The organism is Cupriavidus sp. NPDC089707 (genome assembly GCF_044748965.1).
Taxonomy (GTDB): Bacteria; Pseudomonadota; Gammaproteobacteria; order Burkholderiales; family Burkholderiaceae; genus Cupriavidus.
Map to the genome: position 1 here is coordinate 1 of NZ_JBIVHB010000003.1, position 16074 is coordinate 16074.

General features: G+C 65.3%; 16 protein-coding genes and 2 pseudogenes. 4 read left to right on the forward strand and 14 right to left on the reverse strand.

Features of this window, described 5'->3' with window-relative positions; all coding sequences use genetic code 11:
* From ACIP1U_RS06300 to ACIP1U_RS06325, 6 genes are all read right to left on the reverse strand, one after another.
* Positions 1-656, reverse strand: a 656-nt coding sequence (locus tag ACIP1U_RS06300) for an ATP-binding cassette domain-containing protein (RefSeq protein ID WP_400312848.1), incomplete at its 3' end; no start/stop codon positions are given.
* Positions 657-947: 291 nt separating this feature from the next.
* Positions 948-1907 carry a muramoyltetrapeptide carboxypeptidase gene (ldcA, locus tag ACIP1U_RS06305; RefSeq protein ID WP_400312850.1) on the reverse strand — a complete coding sequence of 320 codons (960 nt, stop codon included), beginning with the start codon at positions 1905-1907 and terminating at the stop codon, positions 948-950.
* A complete protein-coding gene (gene tadA / locus ACIP1U_RS06310) occupies positions 1904-2569 on the reverse strand; it encodes a tRNA adenosine(34) deaminase TadA (RefSeq protein ID WP_400312852.1) in 666 nt (221 codons plus the stop codon). The genes ldcA and tadA overlap by 4 nt, the downstream gene beginning before the upstream one ends.
* 8 nt (positions 2570-2577) lie before the next feature.
* Positions 2578-3054, reverse strand: coding sequence for a 6-pyruvoyl trahydropterin synthase family protein (locus ACIP1U_RS06315; RefSeq protein ID WP_400312854.1), 477 nt, complete (start codon positions 3052-3054; stop codon positions 2578-2580).
* Positions 3055-3189: 135 nt separating this feature from the next.
* Positions 3190-3825 carry a 7-carboxy-7-deazaguanine synthase gene (queE, locus tag ACIP1U_RS06320; protein WP_400312856.1) on the reverse strand — a complete coding sequence of 212 codons (636 nt, stop codon included), beginning with the start codon at positions 3823-3825 and terminating at the stop codon, positions 3190-3192.
* 355 nt (positions 3826-4180) lie between these two features.
* On the reverse strand, positions 4181-4687 hold the full coding sequence (locus ACIP1U_RS06325; RefSeq protein WP_400312858.1) for a DUF1993 family protein: 507 nt from the start codon (positions 4685-4687) through the stop codon (positions 4181-4183).
* Positions 4688-4993: 306 nt separating this feature from the next.
* Between ACIP1U_RS06325 and ACIP1U_RS06330 the strand changes: the two genes are divergently transcribed.
* Positions 4994-5395, forward strand: coding sequence for a hypothetical protein (locus tag ACIP1U_RS06330; protein ID WP_400312860.1), 402 nt, complete (start codon positions 4994-4996; stop codon positions 5393-5395).
* Positions 5396-5424: 29 nt separating this feature from the next.
* Here the strand turns inward: ACIP1U_RS06330 and ACIP1U_RS06335 are convergent.
* A pseudogene (locus ACIP1U_RS06335) lies at positions 5425-5646 on the reverse strand (LysR substrate-binding domain-containing protein); the annotation flags it as partial.
* Between the two features lie 171 nt (positions 5647-5817).
* Between ACIP1U_RS06335 and ACIP1U_RS06340 the strand changes: the two are divergent.
* A pseudogene (locus tag ACIP1U_RS06340) lies at positions 5818-6069 on the forward strand (alkene reductase); the annotation flags it as partial.
* 71 nt (positions 6070-6140) lie between these two features.
* Here the strand turns inward: ACIP1U_RS06340 and ppk1 are convergent.
* Positions 6141-8276: a polyphosphate kinase 1 gene (gene ppk1, locus ACIP1U_RS06345; protein WP_400312861.1), complete on the reverse strand. Its 2136-nt coding sequence runs from the start codon at positions 8274-8276 to the stop codon at positions 6141-6143.
* Positions 8277-8422: 146 nt separating this feature from the next.
* Between ppk1 and ACIP1U_RS06350 the strand changes: the two genes are divergently transcribed.
* Positions 8423-8740 carry a hypothetical protein gene (locus tag ACIP1U_RS06350; RefSeq protein ID WP_400312863.1) on the forward strand — a complete coding sequence of 106 codons (318 nt, stop codon included), beginning with the start codon at positions 8423-8425 and terminating at the stop codon, positions 8738-8740.
* A 183-nt stretch (positions 8741-8923) separates the two neighbouring features.
* Here ACIP1U_RS06350 and ACIP1U_RS06355 read toward each other — a convergent pair whose 3' ends face one another.
* Positions 8924-10225 (reverse strand): ATP-binding protein, encoded by a 1302-nt coding sequence (locus ACIP1U_RS06355; RefSeq protein ID WP_400312865.1) that lies wholly within the window; start codon positions 10223-10225, stop codon positions 8924-8926.
* A complete protein-coding gene (locus tag ACIP1U_RS06360; RefSeq protein WP_400312867.1) occupies positions 10222-10965 on the reverse strand; it encodes a response regulator in 744 nt (247 codons plus the stop codon). Before ACIP1U_RS06360 ends, ACIP1U_RS06355 begins: the two co-directional genes overlap by 4 nt.
* Before the next feature lie 336 nt (positions 10966-11301).
* Between ACIP1U_RS06360 and ACIP1U_RS06365 the strand changes: the two genes are divergently transcribed.
* Entirely contained in the window at positions 11302-12105 is an 804-nt protein-coding gene (locus ACIP1U_RS06365; RefSeq protein ID WP_400312869.1) for an SDR family NAD(P)-dependent oxidoreductase, read from the forward strand.
* A gap of 162 nt (positions 12106-12267) precedes the next feature.
* On the opposite strand, the gene ACIP1U_RS06370 is transcribed toward ACIP1U_RS06365, so the two are convergent.
* The 4 genes from ACIP1U_RS06370 to ACIP1U_RS06385 all read right to left on the reverse strand — a co-directional run bounded on the left by ACIP1U_RS06370 (position 12268) and on the right by ACIP1U_RS06385 (position 15958).
* Positions 12268-12732, reverse strand: a complete 465-nt coding sequence (locus ACIP1U_RS06370; RefSeq protein WP_400312871.1) for a group 1 truncated hemoglobin — start codon at positions 12730-12732, stop codon at positions 12268-12270.
* Between the two features lie 318 nt (positions 12733-13050).
* On the reverse strand, positions 13051-14115 hold the full coding sequence (locus tag ACIP1U_RS06375) for a VWA domain-containing protein (RefSeq protein ID WP_400312874.1): 1065 nt from the start codon (positions 14113-14115) through the stop codon (positions 13051-13053).
* A 134-nt stretch (positions 14116-14249) separates the two neighbouring features.
* Positions 14250-15350, reverse strand: coding sequence for a metal-dependent hydrolase (locus ACIP1U_RS06380; RefSeq protein ID WP_400312876.1), 1101 nt, complete (start codon positions 15348-15350; stop codon positions 14250-14252).
* Complete coding sequence (locus tag ACIP1U_RS06385; protein WP_400312879.1) at positions 15326-15958, reverse strand: TetR family transcriptional regulator; 633 nt, start codon at positions 15956-15958, stop codon at positions 15326-15328. Before ACIP1U_RS06385 ends, ACIP1U_RS06380 begins: the two co-directional genes overlap by 25 nt.
* Between the last annotated feature and the right edge of the window lie 116 nt (positions 15959-16074).

A 16074-nucleotide genomic window follows, 5' to 3' on the forward strand; every position in this document is an offset into this window, starting at 1 on the left:
CAGACCGAGTTCAGGAAGTGGCGATCGTGGGAGATGATGATCATGGTGGAGTTGCGCTCGTTGAGCACGGTCTCCAGCCAGCGGATCGTGTTGATGTCCAGGTTGTTGGTCGGCTCGTCCAGCAGCAGCACGTCCGGGTTCGAGAACAGTGCCTGCGCCAGCAGCACGCGCAGCTTCCAGCCCGGCGCGACGTCGCTCATCGGGCCCTGGTGCTGCGCGGTGGGGATGCCCACGCCCAGCAGCAGTTCACCCGCGCGCGCCTCGGCGGTGTAGCCGTCGTATTCGGCGTACTTGGCCTCCAGCTCGGCGGCCTTCATGTAGTCTTCGTCGGTCGCTTCCGGGTTGGCGTAGATGGCGTCGCGCTCCTGCGCGGCGGCCCACATTTCGGTGTGGCCCATCATCACCACGTCCAGCACGCGCATGTCTTCATAGGCGAACTGGTCCTGACGCAGCTTGCCCAGGCGGATGCCCGGCTCCAGCATGACGTTGCCCGCCGACGACTCGAGGTCGCCGCCCAGGATCTTCATGAAGGTGGACTTGCCGCAGCCGTTCGCGCCGATCAGGCCGTAGCGGTTACCCTCGCCGAACTTGACCGAGATATTCTCGAACAACGGCTTGGGGCCGAACTGCATGGTGATGTTTGCGGTAGAAAGCACGTCTGGAACCTTGTCTGGAGAATGTGGCGTCACGGCACTGGCCGCGTTGCGCAGGTTGTTGCACCGGGGTGCGCCCCCATGCCGTTCAGGGGCCGGCCTTGCCGGGGAGGCATCGCGCCGGCCGGAGCATGCCGGAGCCATGGCTGGCGATGCGGCACGGGCCGCCCAGGTTCTTGCGAGAACCCGGCAGGAAGTCGGGAAATAACCGCGCATTCTACCATCCGGATGCATTTCTTGCACCCGGATGGCGGCTTGATGCGCAGCGTCGCGCTCGCGCCTGGCGTGAGGTGCTCAGGCCACCGGCGGCAGCACCGGATGGCCGGAAAACGCCATCGAGAATCCGTCGGCACGTGCGGCCAGCCGCACCTGCGCGCCTACCGGCAGCGTCAGCTTGCGAGCGCAATGGCCGAACGGCAGGCCGGTCAGCACCGGCACTGGCAGTTGGTCGCGCAGGTAGGCCACCACGGCCTCCATGTCGTAGCCGTTGTCGTAGTCGGTGACGCGATAGTTGGAAAAGTCGCCCAGCAGGATGGCGCGCTGGGTGTTGAGCACGCCGGCCTGCTGCAACTGGACCAGCATGCGTTCGACCCGGTACGGCGGCTCGTTGATGTCTTCCAGGAACAGCACCCCGCCCTCGACCCGCGGCATGAAGGGCGTGCCGAGCAGGCTGCACAGCATCGCCAGGTTGCCGCCCCACAGCGTACCGGCCACCTCACCGCTGAACGGCTGCCCGCCGGCCTGCGGCGCCGCCACGTCGACCCGGTAGGCAGGATCGCGCAGGATGCCTTCAAAGTGCTCCCACATGTAGGGATCGACGCTGTCGGCGCCAAAGTCCGCCAGCAGCATCGGCCCGGCAAAAGTCACACCGCCGGTGGCCGCGAGGTACGCCAGCTGGAACGCGGTGAAATCGCTGTGCCCGACGATGGGCGTGGCGCTGGCGCGCGCCTGCTCGGCGATACGCGCGAAGTCCACCTGCGCCAGCAGCCGGGCAATGCCATATCCGCCGCGCACCGCCAGCGTCAGCTCATGCGGCACGCCGGTGCCGATGGCATGCAGGTCGGCCAGCCGCTCCGCGTCGGTGCCGCCGAAGCGCAGGTAGCGCCGGGCGATCACGTCGGGGTTGGTGGTGTGGTAGCCATGCTGCTTGAGCCAGGCAACGCCGCGCGCGGCAACCGCAACGTCGTGCGGATAGCCGGACGAGGCAATCAGTCGGACTTCGGTATGCGGCGGCCTGCTGTTCGGCGTACTCATGCGTCGTTGGCTTTGTTCTGTGTATTCGGTTCGGGATGGGTCGGACAGGCGCAGCCTGCGTCAGTTCCGGCCTCGCTGCCTTCCCTGACACCTTCCCCGACACCTGCCGCAACCCCTTCCGCAACACCACGGGCGGCCTTCTGCGCGCGGCGCCTGGCGCCGAAGAAATCCTTCAGCATCTGCCCGCAGGTGTCAGCCAGCACGCCGCCGGTGATGGTGGTCTGGTGGTTGAGCTGCGCGTGCTCGAACAGGTTGAGCACGCTGCCCGCGGCACCGGTCTTGGGATCGGTGGCACCGAACACCACGTGGCGCAGCCGCGCGTGCAGGATCGCGCCACTGCACATCGCGCACGGCTCCAGCGTCACGTATAGCTCGCATTCGGGCATGCGGTAATTGCCGATCACCTGTGCGGCGGCACGCAGCGCCTGCATCTCGGCATGCGCGGAAGGATCGATCGCGCGGATCGGCAGATTGTGGCCGCGGGCGATGATGGTGTCGTTCCAGACCACCACCGCGCCGACCGGGACTTCGCCGGCGGCCTCGGCCAGGCGCGCTTCTTCCAGCGCGGCGCGCATGTAGTGCGCATCGCGCGCGGCGGCCTCGGCCGGATTGTCCGGCAGCGCGCGCGGGGCGCGCAGCGGCAGCGGCGGCGTCTCTGGCATCGCCTGGCTCAGTCTTGCACCGGCAGCACTGCCGGGGCGCTGACTTCGGCCCAGCAATTGGGGGTTTCGAACAGCACCAGCCTGGTCAGCTGCAGTTGGTGGCCGAAACAGTCCTTGAACACCGGCGCCAGGATATCGAAGGCGACCTGGGCCAGGTTCTCGACGGTGGGGATGGCATCCAGCACCACGGTCTTGTGCCCTTCCATCGACTGCAGGAAGTCCAGCAGTGCGGTGTCGCCGCGATAGATCAGGAAGGCGTGGTCCCACTTGTTGACCAGGTGCTCGTTGGCAAGCGCCTTGATATCGCCGAAGTCCAGGATCATGCCGTCATCCGAGGCACCTTCGCGATGCAGCACCTCGCCCGACAGCGTCAGGTCCAGCCGGTAGCGGTGGCCGTGGATATTGCGGCACTGGCCGCAGTGGTTCGGGATGCGGTGGCCGGAGTCGAACTCCAGCCGGCGGGTAATGGAAACTTGTTTGCTCATGTGTAGCGGCGCCCTTTTCGTGGTCAAGGCCGCCTGCGTTGGACGGGCGCCGCGCGTGCGCCCGCAGCCTCTATTGTGTACGTTTGCCCCGGGTTGGGCAAAACCCGGGGCAAAACCCCGAGACAAAACCCGCGCTCAGCGGATGCCCAGCAGCTTGTGGGTCTGCAGCGACAGCCGCCAGCGCGGATGGCGCTGGCAGAAGTCCACCGCGGCGGCCGTATTCTCGCGCTGCAGCGGGCCGTCCATGGGCTGCACCAGGAAATGCTCGAAATCAAGCTGCTCGTATGCGGAAAAGTCCTGGCCCGCTTGCGGGATCACGACCTTGAGTTCGTCGCCGCGCCTGACCACCAGCTCGGAACCCATTTTGGGACTCACGCAAACCCAGTCGATGCCGGGCGGCACGGCAATGGTGCCGTTGGTCTCGATGGCGATCTCGAAGCCCTGCGCATGCAGCGCATCGATCAGCGGCGCGTCGAGCTGCAGCAGCGGCTCGCCCCCGGTGCACACGACCAGCGGCTTGCCGCCCGCGCCCTGTGGCCATTCCGAGGCGACCACCGCGGCCAGTTGCTCGGCAGTACGGTATTTGCCGCCGCGGGTGCCATCGGTGCCGACGAAATCCGTGTCGCAGAACTGGCAAACCGCGCTGGCGCGATCCTCTTCACGGCCGCTCCACAGGTTGCAGCCGGCAAACCGGCAGAACACCGCGGCGCGGCCGGCGTTGGCACCTTCGCCCTGCAGCGTATAGAAGATTTCCTTGACGGCGTAAGTCATGCGTGGGGTCTCTCTGGGACCGTAAACGGATTATCGGCAGCCTTCTGGCTGGCCGAGTGTCTTGGTATGGTGGGACTCGGCCAGGGGCCAGTCATGGCGGATCGATCGGCGGGACCGATGCCGCCCCAAGGCGGCGCACGATCGTGGCAATCGCTGGCAGCGCGGGGGAGCACCGGGTTTCCCGTGCAGGGCTCCGGGCACTGCCGGAGAGTCCGCCCCGTGGCCTGTCGCAGGCTGCGTCCGGCCGCTCCGGACGCAGCTCGGTCAACGAATAAGTATACCAGAGGGCTAAGGGTTTTCGCTTAGAGCCGGCGTGCGGGCCGGCGTGACGGGTGCGTCGCTCGCCGGCAGCACCTTACCTGAGCCCGAGGTAGTCGCGCTTGCCGATCTGCACGCCCTTGTGGCGCAGGATGTCGTAGGCGGTGGTCACATGGAAATAGAAGTTGGGCAGCACAAACCCTAGCAGGTACGACTTGCCATCGAACGTCACCGGCCCCTGCCGCAATTTCAGTTCAATCACGCGCTTTTCACTGCCCTCGAGCTGCGCCGGGGTGACCTGCTCCAGGAACACGATGGTGCGCGCGATCCGGTACTGCAGTTCCGCGAAAGTGGCTTCGGTGTCAGCGAACGACGGCACCTCGATTCCCGCCAGCCGCGCTGCACACCCCTTGGCAGCGTCGCTGGCGCGCTGGACCTGCGCCGGCAGCGGATCCATGTCGGCGATCAACCGGGTCTGGATCAGGTCGGCCGGATCCATGCCCTGCGCCTGCGCGTGCGCGGCGCCCTTGTCGAGGATCGCGGCAAGGTTGCCGAGGGCGCGGATAAACGGCGGGATCGATACGTCGTACATCGAGAGGGCCATGGGGTCTCCTGGTGTGGCTTGTGTTGTCGCGGTTGCAGTGATTGTCGATGGTCGGCAGGCTGTCCTGGCAACCTGCCGCGAGCATAAAACGGATTGGCCTTTACCGCAGAATTCCCCCCGTTTCTGCAGCCTCGCTGCTGCCGGAGGTGCCGACACGCGGCGAGTCCGGCCTCAGGGAACGACCAGGGCGTGGCATGGAGCGGCGTGGTCGCGCTCTGTTGCGGTACACGAACCGCAGGCCGGCAACCTGATTTAACATATCCCGCCATCGCCCCGGAATCCGGCGGAGCCACCGCCGCGCGCCCCATGACTGCGCCGTTCCCCCTTCGCACAGAGTGCCCGCCTGGCGCCTGCATCTGCGGGCGCGAAGCGCTGTTGAGCGATCCCAACGCCGACCTGCGCGTGCTGCGGCTGACCCGCGCGGAAGAAAAGCGCCTGGTCGAACGGCTCGAGAACCTGACCAGCCTGGCCGACCTGCGCCGCATGGAGGGCCTGATGCAGGCGCAGCTGAACATCGTGCTGACCATCACGCCCAGCGCGCGCGGCGTGAAGACCGTGCGCGGCATCAATATCCAGGTGCAGGAACAGCCGGGCCTGTGCCGCAAGATCCGCCAGTCCATTCCCGCGGCCATCCGGCGCAGCATGGAGCAGCATCCGGAGATCGCCTATGCGATCGTCGATGCGCACGACCTGCTGGGCGGCATCTGACGCCCTCGCGACGCCCTGCTTGGACGCCCCTATTCGTCAAATGGCCGCGTGCCGAGCGCGTCGACCACGTGGTCGACAAAGCAGGTGATACGCGAAGCGAGCGCGGTATTGCGGTAGTAGACCGCGTTGACTGGCTGGCGCACATCCAGCGATTGCGCCTCGAACAGTTGCACCAGCCGCCCGCTGCGCCGATCGTCGCGCGTCATGAAATCCGACAGGCACACGATGCCGAGCCCTGCCAGCGCAAGATCCATGAGCATCCCTTCCTTCGGCGTCGGCACGTTCCGCCTCACCGGACCGGCCGTGGCCGATTCGGTACCTACGGCAAGGTGTTGAAAGACCCGGTTGTCGCCGCGATCGCGCGCAAGCACGACGCCACCCCGGCACAGGTGGTTTCTGGCGAGGTTCTCGCGCTGCGTTGACGACGGGATCTGCGTGCGGCCTTTACTGGCGTGCTGATCTATGCCGGCAAATACACCGCGGAACGTGCACGCACAGCATTGCGCGAAGGCTGGGCCGACATGATCGCCTTTGGCAGGCCATTCGTCGCCAACCCCGACCTGCCCGAACGCCTGCGGCAAGGCGCACCCGTCAACGTGCATGAGCGCGAGACGCTGTTCGGCGGCGGTGCGCGCGGCCTGACCGACTATCCGGCGCTGGCGGCCGCGGCCTGAGCAATTAATGTCTGTGGCGTCGCGACGTAGTCGTGATGCCTCCTGCGACAATCATCCCATTGCCCATCCACTCAGGTCAGTGCTGACAGCAATATGTTCTGCGCTGCCTCGCCGTCCTGCACAAGCTGACGCTCATAGTTGCCGCCAGGCGTCATCACCCACGTGTCGCGCCGGTCGGAAAGGTACGGCTTCAGGCCTTCAGAAATAACCCGTTCCTTCAGCCGGGGATCCAGGATGGGAAAACAGATCTCGATCCGCCGGGACAGGCTTCGTTCCATCCATTCCCCACTGGACAGCATGACCCTCTCTGCCCCGCCTTCGTGGAAGTAGAAAATGCGCGAGTGTTCAAGAAATCGGCCCATGACCGATTTCACCGCAATGTGCTCCGACAGGCCAGCCACGCCCGGTCGCAGTGCACAGGCGCCCCTGACGATCAGGTCAATGCGCACGCCTTCACGTGAGGCATCGTAGAGCGCCTGGATCAACTCTGGCTCCAGCAGCGCATTCATCTTGGCAATAATCCGTCCCTTGCGCCCGGCTTTGGCGTGCTCGGCTTCGCCTCGGATCGCCGCCAGCAACTGCTTCTTCAAGGTAAACGGCGATTGCCAGATATGGGTCATGCTCTGCGTCTGTCCGCGGCCGGTCAGCTGGCTGAAGACTTGCGCGACGTCCTGCGTCAGCGAGTCATCGCATGTCAGCAACCCGAAATCCGTATAAGTGCGCGATGTCTCGTGGTGATAGTTCCCCGTGCCGAGATGGACATAGCGCCTGAGCTTTCCACCCTCTCGCCGCAACACCATGACCATCTTGGCATGTGCCTTGAAACCGACGACGCCATAGACAACATGCGCGCCAACTGCCTCCAGTTGCGCCGCCCAGCCGATGTTCGCCTCTTCATCGAAGCGGGCCAGCAATTCCACCACGGCGGTGACCTCCTTGCCGTTGCGCGCAGCTTCGATGAGTGCCGACAGCAGGACCGAGTCGTGGCCGGCTCGATACACGGTCTGACTGATCGCCACGACATCGGGATCCTCTGCCGCCTGCCTGACGAAATCGACGACCGGTGCAAATGACTGGAATGGATGGTGCAGCAGGATGTCGCCCTCGCGCATGGCGCGGAAGACATCGGAATGTTCGTGCAAGATATTCGGCAAGCCCGGCCGGAAAGGCATGTATTTCAGTTCCGGCCTGTCGACGTGATCCGGCACCTGCATCAGGCGAACCAGGTTGACCGGCCCGTTGACCGCAAACACTTCACCTGGCGCCAGCCCGAACTGTTCCTGCAGGAATGTCGTCATTGCCGGCGTGCAGTTGTCCGCGACTTCCAGCCGGACCGCGTCACCAAAATGGCGGTGCGGCAATTCGCCTTGCAGCGCCTCGCGCAAGTTCTTGACCTCCTCCTCGTCCACGAACAATTCACTGTTTCGGGTCACACGGAACTGATAGCAGCCCCGTACCGACATACCACTGAAAAGTTCGCCGACATGGGCGTGAAGGATGGACGAGAGAAAGACAAAGCCATGCTCGCATCCCGAAATGTCCGCCGGCAGTGCGATCACACGTGGCAACGCTCGTGGCGCTTGCACGATCGCATTGCCGGAGTTGCGGCCGAACGCATCCTTGCCCTCGAGCTCAACCGCGAAATTCAGGCTCTTGTTGAGAACGCGTGGGAACGGATGCGCCGGATCCAGCCCGATAGGTGTCAGGACCGGCATCAGTTCGGCGAAAAAGAATTCGCGGATCCAGGCCTTCTGCTCAGCGTTCCACGATGGCCGCCGCAAGAAACAAATCTGCTGTTCCGCCATGGCGGGAATCAACACATCATTGAACAGGCGATACTGTTGATCGACCAGCTCACGCACCCGCTGGTTAACCGTGGCATAGACGACCTGCGGCGTGAGCCCGTCCGGACCGACAACCGGCGATTGAAGCGCGCACTGTTCCTTCAGGCCCGCTACGCGAATCTCATAGAACTCATCGAGGTTGCTGCTGAAGGTACACAGGGCACGAAGGCGCTCGAGCAGCGGAATGGCGGGATCGGCTGCCTGCTGCAGGATGCGGCCAAAGAACGCTAGCTGGCTGAGTTCGCGGTTAATGTAGAACTCATTGCCATTGGCCAAGCCCCCCTCATCCGCCAGGGTGCCCGAGCGTCCCGCGCCCCGAGCATCCGGCGACCCGTTCTGCATGGAGCTGGATTCGTGTTTCATGATTCCGTACCAAGGAGAGCCCTTTCCAGATTCTAGCTGGCGTATCGCGCATATCGACGCGATTCTGGTTCCGGTGTTCGTGAAAGATGCACTCCCCCCGACGAATCCTCGACCTAGAATAGTCCGGCGTGCCCAAGGAGTTGCCAATGACACAGGAAATGCCATATGCCAGCGAGACCACACCCGAGGGCCTGGAGAAATTGATCGAGCACATCAGGCAGGCCGCAGTGCAAGGTGATCTTGACCCCGACTTTGTCCACAAGCTGGCCAAGCGCATCGGCAAGGAGTTTCAGGGGATGAGGGCCGCAAGGCCCGGAGATGCCGGGCTTGCAGGCCTCGAATCAAGCATCGAAGCGCTGCTGCTGGCCGCGGACAGCGGACATGGGGCCAGGTTGACCAAGTCCTGGCAAAGGCTGCGGGAAAATGAGGGCGCAAGCGGCGGCGCGAGTTCTGCTTCCCGGTAGCGGCCGTTACGACGGTTATGCCGGGGACGTTTTCATTACGTCGTTAATTCATTTTTGGCTTCCCTCTGTTTTTCGCCTGCCAGAGGCCGCCGGTTATGCAGCCGCATCCTGGATCTGCCGAGCCCTGATAATCCAGTCTTGCAGTAACTGGACGGGTCTGGTCATTGATGTCGCCCTCAATGCTCACCCGAGCCTGAGCTGCGCCTCGAGCCCACCGCCATCGCGGTTGCGCAGCGTCAGCGAACCGCCGATCGCCAGCGCCAGCTGATGCGCGATGGCCAGGCCCAGGCCGGTGCCGCCGGTCTCCCGGTTGCGCGATTCCTCCAGCCGCACAAACGGCTGCATCACCGATTCGAGCTTCTCTGCCGGGATACCGGGGCCACGATCGAGCACGCCGATCACCACCGCGCCGCCGTCGCGCCGCACGCTCAACTCTGCCGCCCCGCCGAACTTGATGGCATTGTCGGTCAGGTTGGTCAGGATGCGGCGCAGGGCATGCGGGCGCGTCGTGATGGCGCCGCCGATGTTCTGCAGGATCGTGACTGCCTTGCCGGTGTCCTGATAGTCGTAGGCCAGGCTCTCGACGAAAGACCCGATGTCGATCCGCGATGCCTTCTCGCCATCGTCATGCATGGCGCGTGCATAGGCCAGCCCCTCCTTCACCAGCGTCTCGATCTCGGCGAGGTCGTGCACCAGCTTGCGCTTGTCTTCGGAGTCGTCCGCCATCTCGGCACGCAGCCTCATGCGCGTGATTGGCGTCTGCAGGTCGTGCGAGATCGCGGCCAGGATCTGCACGCGCTCCTCGACAAAGCGGGCGATGCGCTCGCGCATGGCGTTGAACGCGCGCGCGGCACGCACCAGTTCCGTCGGGCCGGTCTCCGTCAGCGGCTCGCTCGCTGCGTTCGGATCGAGCGCGTCGGCGGCATTGGCCAGCGCCACTACCGGCCGCAGCGACAGCCTTACGGCCAGCCAGCAGCACAGCACCAGCAGCAGCAACTGCAGCACCAGCACATACGGCAGCCATTGCGCGACGGGAGTCGGCTTCGGATGCACGTCGATGGTCAGCGGGCTGCCGTCGCTGAGGGTGAGGTGCGCCTGCAGGCGTTTGCCCTGCCCCGGGATCGATTCGACCTTGACGGGGAAGCGGCCACCGCTCGCCTCGGTAATGCGGTCAGCGATCTCCTTGGCCTGCTCGCTCATCTCCGGCATGCCCGGCAGGCCCGGCCCGAGTACATATTGGTAGTTGCCGCGATTAACGTACCGTAGCCACTGCGGCCGCTCTGCCGCGGGTAAGCGGTCGAGGATGGCGATCGACGTGGAAACGTCGGTTTCCAGCGTGCCAAGCATCACCTGGCGCGCGGTGATGTAGCGCTCCGCAAACAGCACGCCGAAAGACAGGCCATGGGCCACCACGAGCCCCGCCAGCAAGATCAGGAACAGCCGCGAGCCCAGCGTGCGGGGCCACGGCAATCTTCGGAGATTCACTGCCGGGCCTCCCGGATCTCAACCGGCATCGAGAACACATAGCCCTCGCTGCGCACGGTCTTGATGTAGCGGGGCTCGCGCGCATCGTCCTTGAGGTGCTGGCGCAAGCGGCTGACCAGCAAGTCGACCGACCGTTCGAACATCTCCGCCTCGCGGCCTTGCGTGAGGCTGAGCAGCTGGTCGCGGTTGAGGACGCGCTGCGGATGATCGACAAACACGCGCAGCAGGCGGTACTCCGCGCCACTCAGTGCGACGATGATGCCATCGCGGTCGATCAGGTGCCGCGCCGTGGTGTCCAGCTGCCAGTCGCCGAACGCCAGCAACTGGCCCGCTTCGGTGATCTGCAGGTTAGGCGGCAGCATGCGCGTCCTGCGCAGCACCGCCTTGATGCGAGCCAGCAACTCGCGCGCCGCGAAAGGCTTGGGGAGATAGTCGTCGGCACCCATTTCAAGGCCGAGGATGCGGTCGGTCTCGTCGCTGCGCGCGGTCAGCATCAGGATCGGGGTGGCCTTGTGCTTGCCGGCTCGCAGTTCACGGCACAGCACCAGGCCATCGTCACCCGGCATCATGACGTCGAGCACGATCAGGTCGACAGCATTGGCCTCCAGGATCGACCGCATTTGCCTGCCATCCTGCGCTACGGTCACACGCAGGCCATTCCTGGTCAGGTAGGTCGATACCAGTTCCCGGATCTCCCGGTCGTCATCGACAACCAGAATATGGTCGACGTGTGCATCCATCTTGCATCCCCTCAGAAAAGTCAGGTGAACCGCTAGTCTGCGTCGACGATATTGTATGGGTGCCGGCGCTTCTCCGTGTATCGCACTGTATCTGGCGCAGCGGACGCCACAATCCGGTACATATCCGTTTGCTCGCCCGGTACCGGGAACATCGGTGGATGCCGGTCGGTTCAACTGGAACCCCCTTCCTTGCTGTGAGAGCACCGCTGGCGGCGGTGGCAGAAAAGGTGGCATCTATGACATTGGCGCCATGCCCTTGTGCCCCTACTCTTGAGTTCACGCAGCCGGCCAGTCTGGCGACGGCGTCTCCTCCCCCTGAACTCCGGAGCTTTGACAATGACTACGCACACCCACGCCGGCACCGCCCTCATCACCGGCGCATCTTCCGGCATCGGCGCCCTCTATGCGGACCGCCTCGCGCGCCGGGGTCACGACCTGATCCTGGTGGCACGCAACCGCTCCCGGCTTGAGGCGCTGGCCCGCCGCATTAGCGACGACACGGGCCGCTCGGTCGAGATCGTGACCGCGGACCTTGGCCAGGCCGCCGATCTCCGGCGCATCGAAGCGCTGTTGCGCAGCGATGCCAGCATCACCACGCTGGTCAACAACGCCGGCATTGGCGCCGCGGCGCCGTTGCTGGTATCGGATGTCGACAAGATGCAGGCGATGATCGAACTCAACGTCACGGCCCTGACTCGCCTTACCTATGCCGCTGCGCCGGTGTTCGTGGCGCGCGGCGAAGGCACCATCATCAATATCGCGTCGATCGTGGCGGTGGCGCCCGAGGTCCTGAATGGCGTCTATGGCGGCTCGAAAGCGTTCGTGCTGGCCTTTACCCAGTCGCTGCAGCATGAGCTTGCCGGCAAGGGCGTGCGCGTGCAGGCCGTGCTTCCCGGCGCGACGCGAACCGAGTTCTGGGACACCGCCGGCCAGCCAGTCGAGAACCTGCCGCAAGGCATTGTGATGAGCGGCGACGATCTGGTCGATGCCGCTCTGGCCGGGCTTGACCTGGGTGAAGTGATTACCGTGCCGTCATTGCCTGACGACGCGGACTGGAAGGCGTTCGAAGCCGCACGTGCCGCGCTCGGCCCCAATCTGTCACGTGACCAGCCCGCGGCCCGGTACGGCGTGGCGCGGTAGTTCTCTGGTTGTTCTCTGGTTGTTCCCTAATATCGGGCGCCGGATCGGCGCCCAGGCGAGAAGGCAGGAACCGGCGCGCACGCCAGATTCCGTCCGAACTCGCCCATTCGGCTGATCGATACCAGGGAAGCACACTCGCACATCGCGCGGGGCACCGCAGGTTCAGCGCGAGACAATATCCTTTCTCATCGGCCCGAGTATGCCGAGCAACTCCTTCTGCTCGGGCCCCGGCACCTTGAACTTGTTGAGCGACTTCACCAGATCATCCACCAGCGCGTCAAACTCGCTGTTGGTGATCCCCATGCCGGCATGCGCGCTGCGCATGTCGCGGCCCTGGTAAGTGCATGGCCCCCCTGTGCCAGCACAGATTTGCTCAACCAGCCTCATCTTCAGGCGTGGGATATTGGCATTGGCGAACTTCGCATTGATGCGTGTGTCAGCCGCGACATTGGCAACAAAATCGTCCACGACCGCTGTAATCGCCTTGCTACCGCCAAGCCGATCGTATAACGACTGCTTCGACATATCCGAAGGCGCGGCCGGCTGCGGTCGATCCGGCATGGCGCAACTGCCGAGCCCCATCAAACCCGCCATCAAGATGCCGAACAGAAAAGGTGAAATGCGCATGGTCGACTCCTCTTGTGCGGCGGCGGGCTTGAACAGAGGATGGGGGACGCCCACTACGCGCCGCCGCTCACAAACGGGCCGCGGTATCGTGGAGCGCTGGGCCATTGTTGCCCCTGCTCTTGAACCGCGAACCCCCGCGCGGGTGAATCCAAGTTAGTGCCAAACCAGGGCGAGTTCAAGCCGTCGCGGCTGGCGCGCCATTTAGGATGTCCAGCAAGGCCACGCCCATGGCGCCCTGCACTGCCGCATGATGGCATTCATCACGGCACTACAAGCTGCTCGCCGCGCTGAACGCGGCCTGGTCGCCCGCGCTTCAGTTCACCGCCGGAACCACAGCAGCGACAGCCCGCACGCGGCCACCAGCAGCAGGACCGAGGCCGCCGCCAGCAAGGCACTGATTTCGATTTCCCTGCGCTCGAGCGCGAAACGGGCGCTCAGCCGGCGATACACCTGCGTCAGGTCCGCGGCCGAGCCAGCCTGGAAGTACTCGCCGTCAGTGAGCGTCGCGACCGCGCGCAAGGTGGGTTCATCCAGCAGCATGTAGAAAGACAGGTTCGACACTGCCACACCCGCTTCCAGCGACGTACCGAAGCCCACGGTATAGACACGCACGCCGCGCTGGGCGGCCATGCGCGCGGCATCCAGAGGGTCCGGGCCGGTTGTGCGGCGACCATCGCTGAGCAGGATCACCGCACCGTGCCGGTAAGAGCCGGGCTGCGCCGCCGGCCGCTCCTGGTCGCGCTTGCGGACGGCGTCCGCCGCGGCGGCCTCTGTCATCGATCTGCCCCCCGGCCCGGGTGCGAGCGACTCGCCACTGAAGAGGATCGCTTCCAGGTCGATGCCATCGTCGGGGAACAACATCGCCAGCGCCTGGATCAGTCCGCTGCCTGTCGCCGTGCCGCGCTGGAGCTGGAAGCGATCGATCGCGTCAAGCATGTCCCGCCGGTTGTCGGTGGGGGGCAGCACCACGGTCGCCGTGGCGGCAAAAGAGACAATGCCCAGGCGCACGCTGGCCGGCAGCCCCACGATGAGATCCCGCGCAGCCTGCTGGGCGGCGCTGATCCGGGTCGGAGCGACGTCGGTCGTCTCCATGCTGCGGGAAGTATCCATCGCCAGTACCAGGGTGATGGTGTCGGACGGCAGCGTAACGGTCGCCGTAGGGCGGGCACAAGCCAGCAGGGCCGCGCCCAGCGCAAGCAGAAACAGCAATGGAGGGATGTGACGCCGCAGGCGTTGGCGCCGTCCGAGCGCGGCGCGGGGCAGCGCAAGGCTGGCATACAGCAGGGCGGATTTCTTGCGCCGCGCGATCAGGTACAGGTAGGCCGCCGCCAGCACCGGGAGCGCCAGCAGCAACCAGAGCATCTGCGGCCAGAGAAACTGCATGCCCTGCTCCTTGGCGCGTGGGTAAATTGATGGTACTACGGCATTTTCCCCGGCGGACGGAACCTCCGGGAACAGCGATCAAGCGGGTAACGCAAGCTTCACTGGATCGCGTGAAGCGCCACAAGCATTCAGTGCTAGTCGAGGCGCTGGCGCTGGTCCTTGCTGAAATAGCCAAGCCGGTATAGCCGCCATGGTGCCTGCGCACTGTCGCGGCAATAGCCATAGCGGAAGATGTCTTCCACCGCGGGCAAGTCATAGCGCAGGTCGGTGAACCAGACGCAAGCGGCCGTTTCGACCGGCGGCAGCGGTGTTGCCGGCATCGCCGTGATGGCGGAAAGGGCCGGATAGACTGCGAATCGCCTGAAATCGGCAAAGTCCGGCCGCATCCAGAGCTGCCATGCGAGCGCCCGCTCAGCCCGAGCCTGCGGCAGCCGCGGCCGCTGTGTCCAGGCCATGCGCGCGGGCGGCACATAGGCCCTGGCCATGGCGGGCAGGCGCCCCAGCACCTGCCATGGCGGCACCCAGGCAGGATGCCCGGCCAGGTTGACGTGGGCGACATGGTAGTCCGTCCCTGCGCGGGCGATCAGTTTCCAGTTGAACGGAGAAAACGGCTGGGGGAGCGCGTCCACGCCCTGCGCCTGGATGCCGGCAGCATGCAAGGATTCGTTGCCCAGTTCCAGCGCACGTTGCCTGAGCACACCCTGGACGCCAACATAGGCGCACAGCAGCCCCACGCCCGCCAGCGCTGCCCGTGCACGCCGCTGCGGTACCAGGCACAGTGCCAGGCCCAGGCCGGACACAACGATACCGCTCAGCAGCGGATCGACCAGGAAGGTGGTGCCGAGGCTGAAACGCCGTTCGGAACCGGGATAGAAGATGCGGGTGCCATAGACGGTGATCAGGTCCAGCGCGATGTGGCTGGCCACGCCGAGGCAACTGACGGCGAGCGCTTCGCGCCAGGCCTGGCGCCGGCGCGTCACCAGGCAGAACAGTCCGGCAAGCAATGCGCCCCAGGCAGGAAGCAGCAGCAGCGAATGCGTCGGCCCCTGATGCCAGTGGGCCAGGAAACGCAGCGGATGGACCAGGAAGCCCAGGAAATCAATATCCGGAAAGGCTCCGGCGGCAGCGCCAAGCAGCAGTCGTTCGCAAGTGCTGAGGCGCCGGCCGGGAGCCTCGTCCATGGGGACGGCCAGCGCGACCTGCGCGCCCATCAAGGCGTGGGTGATCGTGTCCATCCGGGCCGGGCTCCGGTATCCCCAGGCCCGCGCGAGGCCAGGCGCTCGGCGCAGCGCAGTTGCCGGCCGAGCCAGGCCCGCGTGCGGCCGGCATCCGGTGAGCGGTCGCGCAGCCAGCAGCCGAAGGTGGAGAGGAAGATGCCGGTCAGCACGACCTCCTGCACTTCGCGCCGCCAGCCGGATTCTGGCAGGCGGGCAGCTTCCCGCAGCCACTGCACGGTGCGGCTGATATGCAGCAGGCCCTGCACCTGCAGATGCACGTGCTCCGGCTGCAGCTTGTAGCGCAGCATCTGGGCAGTGAGCTGCCGGTGCGGGGCCAGCGCCTGCAGCCAGGCGAGGATGGCCTGCTCCAGCCGCTCGCGGTGCGACAGGGCACCCCAGCCTTCACGCGCGGACACACGCACCAGCGCAAGGTCCGCGCGCTCGAACCAGGCTTCGGCCAGGTCGTCCTTCTGCCGGTAATGCCGATGGATCCCGTCCAGGCCGATGCCCATGTCGTCGGCGACATCATGCAGATGCAGGGCGTCCCAGCCGGTGCGCTCGCCGAGCATCAGAGCGGCCTCCAGGATCCGGCCGGCCAGGGCTGCATTGTCGTTCATGGCGTTCATGGCTTTGCCATCCTCGGGAATACGTCCCCACGCTACTTTCCAGCATAGAAAGGCAGCGCGCACGCGGGCGCGGATTTCTTGGCCATGTGCGCGATGCTGCCGGATCGGCGCGCGGT